8 protein-coding genes are annotated in these 6959 nt (G+C 46.9%); 3 read left to right on the top strand and 5 right to left on the bottom strand.

Annotated features, from left to right (window positions below; translation table 11 throughout):
- Nucleotides 1-178: 178 nt before the first annotated feature.
- The 3 genes from ACO1NT_RS00550 to ACO1NT_RS00540 all read right to left on the bottom strand — a co-directional run bounded on the left by ACO1NT_RS00550 (nt 179) and on the right by ACO1NT_RS00540 (nt 1855).
- Entirely contained in the window at nt 179-757 is a 579-nt protein-coding gene (locus tag ACO1NT_RS00550) for a YdeI/OmpD-associated family protein (RefSeq protein ID WP_449046362.1), read from the bottom strand.
- Between the two features lies 1 nt (nt 758).
- Nucleotides 759-995 carry a DUF6965 family protein gene (locus tag ACO1NT_RS00545; protein ID WP_449046363.1) on the bottom strand — a complete coding sequence of 79 codons (237 nt, stop codon included), beginning with the start codon at nt 993-995 and terminating at the stop codon, nt 759-761.
- Nucleotides 996-1510: 515 nt separating this feature from the next.
- Entirely contained in the window at nt 1511-1855 is a 345-nt protein-coding gene (locus ACO1NT_RS00540) for a hypothetical protein (RefSeq protein ID WP_449046360.1), read from the bottom strand.
- 1 nt (nt 1856) lies between these two features.
- Here ACO1NT_RS00540 and ACO1NT_RS00535 point away from each other — a divergent pair, with 1 nt between their 5' ends.
- From ACO1NT_RS00535 to ACO1NT_RS00525, 3 genes are all read left to right on the top strand, one after another.
- The gene (locus tag ACO1NT_RS00535; protein WP_449046359.1) at nt 1857-2369 is read left to right on the top strand and encodes a methyltransferase family protein; all 513 of its coding nucleotides are present in this window, start codon (nt 1857-1859) and stop codon (nt 2367-2369) included.
- Nucleotides 2370-2626: 257 nt separating this feature from the next.
- Nucleotides 2627-4147, top strand: coding sequence for a sulfatase-like hydrolase/transferase (locus ACO1NT_RS00530; RefSeq protein ID WP_449046358.1), 1521 nt, complete (start codon nt 2627-2629; stop codon nt 4145-4147).
- Nucleotides 4148-4389: 242 nt separating this feature from the next.
- Nucleotides 4390-4641, top strand: coding sequence for a hypothetical protein (locus ACO1NT_RS00525; RefSeq protein ID WP_449046357.1), 252 nt, complete (start codon nt 4390-4392; stop codon nt 4639-4641).
- Between the two features lie 386 nt (nt 4642-5027).
- On the opposite strand, the gene ACO1NT_RS00520 is transcribed toward ACO1NT_RS00525, so the two are convergent.
- Both ACO1NT_RS00520 and ACO1NT_RS00515 read right to left on the bottom strand, forming a co-directional pair.
- On the bottom strand, nt 5028-5966 hold the full coding sequence (locus ACO1NT_RS00520; protein WP_449046356.1) for a PorP/SprF family type IX secretion system membrane protein: 939 nt from the start codon (nt 5964-5966) through the stop codon (nt 5028-5030).
- Nucleotides 5967-5989: 23 nt separating this feature from the next.
- Nucleotides 5990-6959: T9SS type B sorting domain-containing protein (locus tag ACO1NT_RS00515; RefSeq protein WP_449046355.1), on the bottom strand; the 970-nt coding region annotated here is incomplete at its 5' end.

Genomic DNA, 6959 nt, shown 5'->3' with positions numbered 1-6959 from the left:
GTGCTGCAAACAGCATAATCCATAACTTATTCATAATCGCGATAACTCTAAAACATGTAAATGTAAAACCGGAAAACAAAGATACGCTTACCGGCCCTGCTCACCGATTATCCATGAACGCAAAAACCATGCTAGCGGCTAGTACTTTCCAACCATCGTCGCTACCTGGCCAAATCATTTATTGGAATTTTTCACCTCTTGCCAGCATTTCGATGATTTCTTTCATGCGCTTTTCCCTCGTCGCTTGTTTTTTTGCCGTCTGCAGGCGGAACCCGATGGAGAAAAGATTGGTCTTATTGAGGCCCCTAAAAAACGCTTCCGCTTTTTTGTTTTTGCTCAGTTCTTTCAGGAAATCTTCCGGTATAACCATTTTGCTCGGCGAATCGTATGCGTTTTCCCAACGACCGTCCGCTTTTGCTTCTTCGATAGCTTTTAACCCCGAAGGCCGCATTCTCCCAGCATTGATCAATCGCTCGACATGCCCGATATTTACTTTGGACCAAATACTTTTTGCTCTCCGTGGGGTAAATTTTTGCAGCCAGGCCTGTCCGTCATATGCCTTCCTCTGACCATCAATCCAACCGTAGCAAAGCGCTACATCAAGTGCTTCCGCATAGCTGATGGTTTTTTTCCCGGAGTCTTTCTTGAATATTTTAAGCCAAAGCCCATTTGGGTCATGGTGATGTTTTGCCAGCCATGTTTCAAATGCGTTGGCTGTTTGGAATCCCACAATCGGAATAATATTTGATTCAGTCATATCATGGTGCTTTTCCCGCTGTATATTCAATACCATGCTCCGGGTCCAGTACCTTAACCAAATCGCACAAGTGCCAATAGCTGGGGCATTTATCAAGATTCCCCTTCCATTCGTCAACGACGTTAAGGTTCGTCTCCAGGAACAATCGGGGATCGGCGATTTTCATAGTCGCGTTGAACATGGTATTTTCCGGTATAGGATGGTTCGCAAAAAATGTTTTCAATGCTTCGATTGCCATGGGATAAATAAATGCAGATCCTGAATATTCGTCCGCCAAATATACGCACTTAATCCAGCTTATACATTTGCGACTTTCGGGTTCATGGTCGTTGTGAGCGTGGTGAAAGATAACGATACATGCAGCCAAAGCAAAATAGATTGCGAAATGGTGGTTCCCATTTGCCGCGAGACGGAAAGCAAAAAATAACGTGTTAAAGCTAGGTGCACTATTCACTAAGCGGTTAAAAGAGCTGGATGTGACGCTGACTGAACGCTTTATTGTTATTTTACCATGAACCGGTGTATCACCTCGGCGACTTCGTCGGGTTGCTCCGCTCGCCTTTGACATACAGGACGGGTATATCCCCTGCCGAATACCAGGAAAACCAGACAGTATTGCCCGGATTTTTCCTCCAGGGTGTTATCCAGGGAAATCATAAAAACGCCGTAAAAAAAGGTTTCCCAAACTGGCTAAAATCGGGGAACGATGTCCCATAGATACTTTCCGAAAGCCGGAAACATCCTTAAAATCCGTTAAGACGAAGGCTCAGAAAGCCAGCCTTTTATACCCCGTTCTTCCGCTGTACCCGGCAGGATGTTATCGAGCAAGAATGCCCACAGACCGGACACAAGCATGGGCGTGGCCAAGACCACATTGATAAACACCATGAGGGAGGTGTTTTCCAACTGGACGGGATTTTCCTTCATGTAAGCGGGCAGCGACAGCCCCAACATCAACGAGGTGCCGATGAGAATCTGATTCCTGGACAGGCTTATCTTCGCCCTCAATACGAGCTCCAAACCGGTCATCGCCAAAATACCGAATGCTGTCAGGTAAACGGCACATAGGTGAAGCCAACCGATGATGTTTGCTTCCACGATGGCATTTTCGCTCTATGTTTCTAATTTAAACCTGTTATATTTGGCTATGAAAGCAAATATGACACCAGATTTCTATTTCTTTCTGTTTATAGGGCTGTCGTTTCTTTTTCACTACGTATGCCCTGTATCGACAATAATCTCCTATTCTTGGGCTGGGATTGCCCTTATCATCATCGGAATTGTAACTGTTGCGTTAGCAAATTCCATTTTGCTGAAGAAAAGAACCTCGGTTACCCCTTTTGGTAATCCCTCTAGTCTAATCACTTCGGGGCCATTTCGATGGAGTAGAAATCCTATTTACTTAGGAATGGCCCTCATGCTTTTAGGCGTAGCAATCTTTCTAGGTTCGCTATCTCCCTTTATTTTTCCACCGGTATTCATAATTATTATTGACAGGTCAATCATTCAAAATGAAGAAAATAGGCTAGAAGAATTGTTCGGAAAAGAATACCTCGCTTATAAAAAAAGGGTTAACCGCTGGTATGGCCGTCGAAAAATCACAGGAACATGAAACCATCTTGGCTACGCCGCTGACCAGGATCCGAAAACAACGAAAATGATTTTCCTCTCAACATATGTAAAGGGCTATGCGACCCCAAATACCATAGCAAAAGATATCTTGGATTACGCGGATCGTCGAAAATCACCGGTGACATGTCCTTGATTAATCGCGTTGATCATTGCTAAACGATAACTTCATTCGGAAATCCGACCGATCCTCCGTACATTGACCCACTTAGTCAAATATTTACGCAAAATCTACAAACTATGAATTTCAGCGAACGCCTTGCCAGCATCTCCGGCAAACCAGACATCATTATGATTATTACCGATCAGGAAAGAGCCACCCAGCATTTCCCCGAAAATTGGGAAAGGGATAACCTCAAAACGCTTACCTTCCTGAAACAAAATGGATTCAGCTTCGATCGCGCCTTCTGCAATACCTGTATGTGCTCACCCAGCCGATCCACATTATTGACAGGGCTTTACCCAGCGCAACACCATGTAACACAAACACTAACCGAAGGTGGAAAATATTCGCCGGGCGAAGTCACATTAGACAATACCCTCCCAAATATAGCACGCATGCTTGTAGACGATGGTTATGACGTGCACTACCGCGGCAAATGGCACGTGAGCAAGGGCGCCGAAGGTAGCGGCCCGAATCCGTCAGATATCGCGATGTACGGCTTTAGAGGCTGGGAAGCGCCCGATGCCGGCGAAGATACCGCACCCGAGAATTTCGGAGGCGGATTTGCTAACCATGACAGCACATATATACAACAGGCCATCAAGTTCATCAAAAACGTAAGGAATCTTCGTGCCAAAGGAAAAGGCAAGCCGTATTGCCTTATTCTCTCCCTTGTTAACCCTCACGATGTGCTTTGCTATCCCCGAGGTTTCCAGTACGGTTATAAAGACAGTTTCCTGAAAGGTCCGCTAACGCTTCCGGCAACGGTAAACGAAGACCTTGTCGCGAACGGAAAACCCGCGGCACAAGCCCAAGTAAAAACCTCGGCTGCTTTGGGGCTAGGACTGTTGGATACGCCTGAAAAGCAAACCAACTACCTCAACTTCTACGGCAATCTGCTAAAACTCATCGACACGGAAATAGGTACTTTCATTGATGAACTGTATAAGGAAACAGATGGCATTAAATTGGCCGAGCAGGCGCTGGTGATCCGTCTTGCCGATCACGGCGAAATGGGAATGGCTCATGGTGGGATGCGTCAAAAGGCGTTCGTGGCTTACGAGGAAGCCCTGCGGGTACCGATGGTCTTTTCCAACCCGATATTATTTCCCGAAACAACAAACTATAAAAGTACCCTGAACCTGGCGTCGTTGATCGATATCATGCCTACAATAGCCGATATCACCAACGCCGCAAAGCCCGAAGGGTTACGGGGTACCAGCCTCCTACCCCTGCTGGATGAAGACGAACCTGTGCAGGAGGCTATATTATTTACATTTGACGACACAAAAGCCAGCGCTGCGGATAGAGCCAGTGTAGTTAAGGCCGCAAACCGAATACGTTGCGTACGCACCTCGGAATGGAAATACAGTCACTATTTCGATGCACTCGGAGGATATCCCGACGAGTTCGAGTTGTATGACCTGCGTGATGAAAACGCCCTCGAAGACAAAAACTTAGCCCACGATCCTGCCTATATGGAAGTTAAGTCGAAAATGGCCAAATTGCTTCAACAACAAATTAAGCATAAGTTGTCCATACGCCCTGAATCCTTTAGCGAATCGGAATACGCGGAATGGTATCAACGGCAGAAATAAAGAGGGTTGTTTGAGTTAATATCAAGTGATGATTATTTAACATATACGTATCCGCGCAGACAGATTCTTTATAGTTTTATCGACCAATACACGTAAGCGAAACACGCCCCAAGGGGGGTGAATATATGTTTCAACGCTTCGATAACTCGTGGATAAAATGAAAAAATACCGTAAAACCGCTTTGCTTGTCGCGCTGACGGCAATCGTCCTTAATTAGACCACCAATACCGCTCGAGCCCAAAATGGCGATCGGATATTGGAGGGAATTGGCGAAACAGGCAAAGGCATTGGAAATCACCATTGGTATGAGCGATTGGGTGCATGCGCGTCTTAGCCAACTGCCAACAGAACGGCGCATAACGATGTGGAACACCTACATTGCTGGCGAATTCGGCGGACATCCCCGTTGCGACATTACTCCACCTCATCCGAAGGTAATCACTTGGTTGAATGTTTTGTCTGTTTTGTGCAAAGGTCAGATTAATCGTCAATAGTAAACCGAGCCATCCTAAGTAACAATATTTCGTTTGTTTTATCATGTCTTTACTTTTTCAGCTTTGACTCATAAATATCTATCCATTCCCACGTGCTCGTCCAAAGGCTTCGTTCGGCTTTTACAACGGATATAGCTTTTTTCATGTCCAGTTTCTGCGTGCTATGTTTGGGGCATTCGCCCCCGGGGCCAAGTGAATGTCAGTTACCTATATCCGATCTAAAATTCCGCTGGATTCAGCAAATCCCCAATTATTTCTAGCCCTACTAAACGGGATTTGTGGTGCAAGGGCACACGCGTTGGCCGAAATACTGAAATTAAAGACCAGCTGCCAATGGACGGCTCTTGCCAATCACAGAGGCGCTTAGCACAGCACGCCCGGTTCACTCAATCGTATCCAAATGCATAGGATACCACCAATCCGTGATTATTGCCCAAAACGGGGCTTTTAAGACCGATGCTATAATGGTATATGACCCTGAGCTGCTCCATTGGGTAAAACCCTGCTAAAAAATTCATTGAAGAACTGGTTCGGAAGCCGGCGCCAACTTCGAACCGGCTTTTAAAACTGGCAGACACATTCACATCGATTTGGGCCGGCGCTCCCCGCTCATATTTTACCAATACACTGGGCGTAACCATATTTTCATTGTAGATATCGGTAAAAAATCGATAACCAAAATACCCATACATCGGGGAAGAAAGATGTATGTCATCTCTTGACCAAACACGGTCGCCTAACAGGTTGGGCATCGAAATCCCTAAGTAAAAACCAACACGATTATACAGCAATCCCGCACCAATTACCGGGATGGTCTCCGCTAGATTTTCGGCAAACGCTGGATCGTCAGCTATTCCTAACTCCACCAAGTTCTCGTAAAGTTGCTTTATACCGACGGTCATACCAAATGAGAGCACGTTTTGGTCGTACACCTGCCAATAGGGGCGATTGGGCCTATGGTCAAAAAATAGTTTATACGAATAGGCTAGTGTCGTACTTGTAGCCGATGTAACGCCGATGCGGTCGTCCATTACCGAAAGGCCCAGCCCCATTTTGTCGGCCGATAGCGGCGTGTGGAAACTCACCGACGAACTTTGCGGTGTACCTTCTATATTACGGGTATAACGTTGGTGGCTCAGATTGATGACAGACCCGGGGGCCATTCCCGCATACGCGGGATTGATTATAAACGGATCGTAGTTGTATGCCCCGAACGACGGTGTCTGCTGCGCCAATGACTTCCCCTGAGCCCCTACTAGCAAGGCACATAATGCAATAATAGGATAGACCCCCAATTTCATATTGAAAACTGTCTTTAACGTCATGGAATTCAAAAGTTACGTATGCGTTAGCGCCGCAACACCAGAAATCCTTCTACTTGTTTTATTTCCTGACCATCGCGATACCGTATAACAAAAAAGTACGTACCGGCGGGAAGCGTCCCGGCACCCAATCGTGTTAACCTGTTGGCTTCGCCACGAAATACGGTCGACTGGTTATCGTAGCCAGTGGCTCGAAAAACCTTATCTCCCCATCTGTTGTAGAGGGTAACGGTATTGTCGGGGTACTGCTCAATTCCGTCGATCGACCAATAATCGTTGATACCATCCCCGTTGGGTGAAAAGCCATATTTTGTCCGGCTAATCGAATTGTCGGGTATGATTGTGAAGCGCAACTGCCCACATCCCGTAGCATCGCCAGCCTCATTGAATGGCGTAACGGTGACATAATACGTGGTATTCTCAGTGAACTCGATTGCGGGATGGTATACGGTCCCGCTAACTTCTACGTCGTCTACCAAATCGCCGCTATCTGCTGTTGTTCCGATGGTGATGCGGTAACCCTCGGCGCCGTCAACGGCTAGCCATGTGATACCTGCTTCGAGCGAAGAATCATTTCGGCCGTCAATCGGATTGGTAATCGTAGTGCATTCTGGAATTGCCGGAATAGGGATTTCTTCCGCTTTTGTAGTGAAGCTGATTTCAGCACAGCCCTCGGCTCCACCGGCGGCGTTGAATGGAACCACGGTAACGTAATAGGTGATGCCTTCCTCCCAACCCGCATCGAGAGTATATGTGCCTCCGGTTACTACCTCACCGTCAGCCACATCCGAACCGCCACTGGTTGTACCGATGGAAATGCGGTAACCCTCAGCCCCATCCACGGCTTGCCATGTTAGCGCTGCATTAAGCGCTACATCCGTAGCATTATCCGCCGGACCGGTAATCGTGGTGCATTCAGGTGCAACCAAAAGCGTTGTGGTTGTGAAACTGATTTCCGTACAGCCTTCCGCTTCCCCGGCAGCGTTATAAGGGATC

It is taken from the genome of Parapedobacter sp., assembly GCF_053550995.1.
The sequence above is the reverse complement of the archived record's forward strand: the minus strand, read 5'-3'. Positions and strand labels throughout refer to the sequence as shown.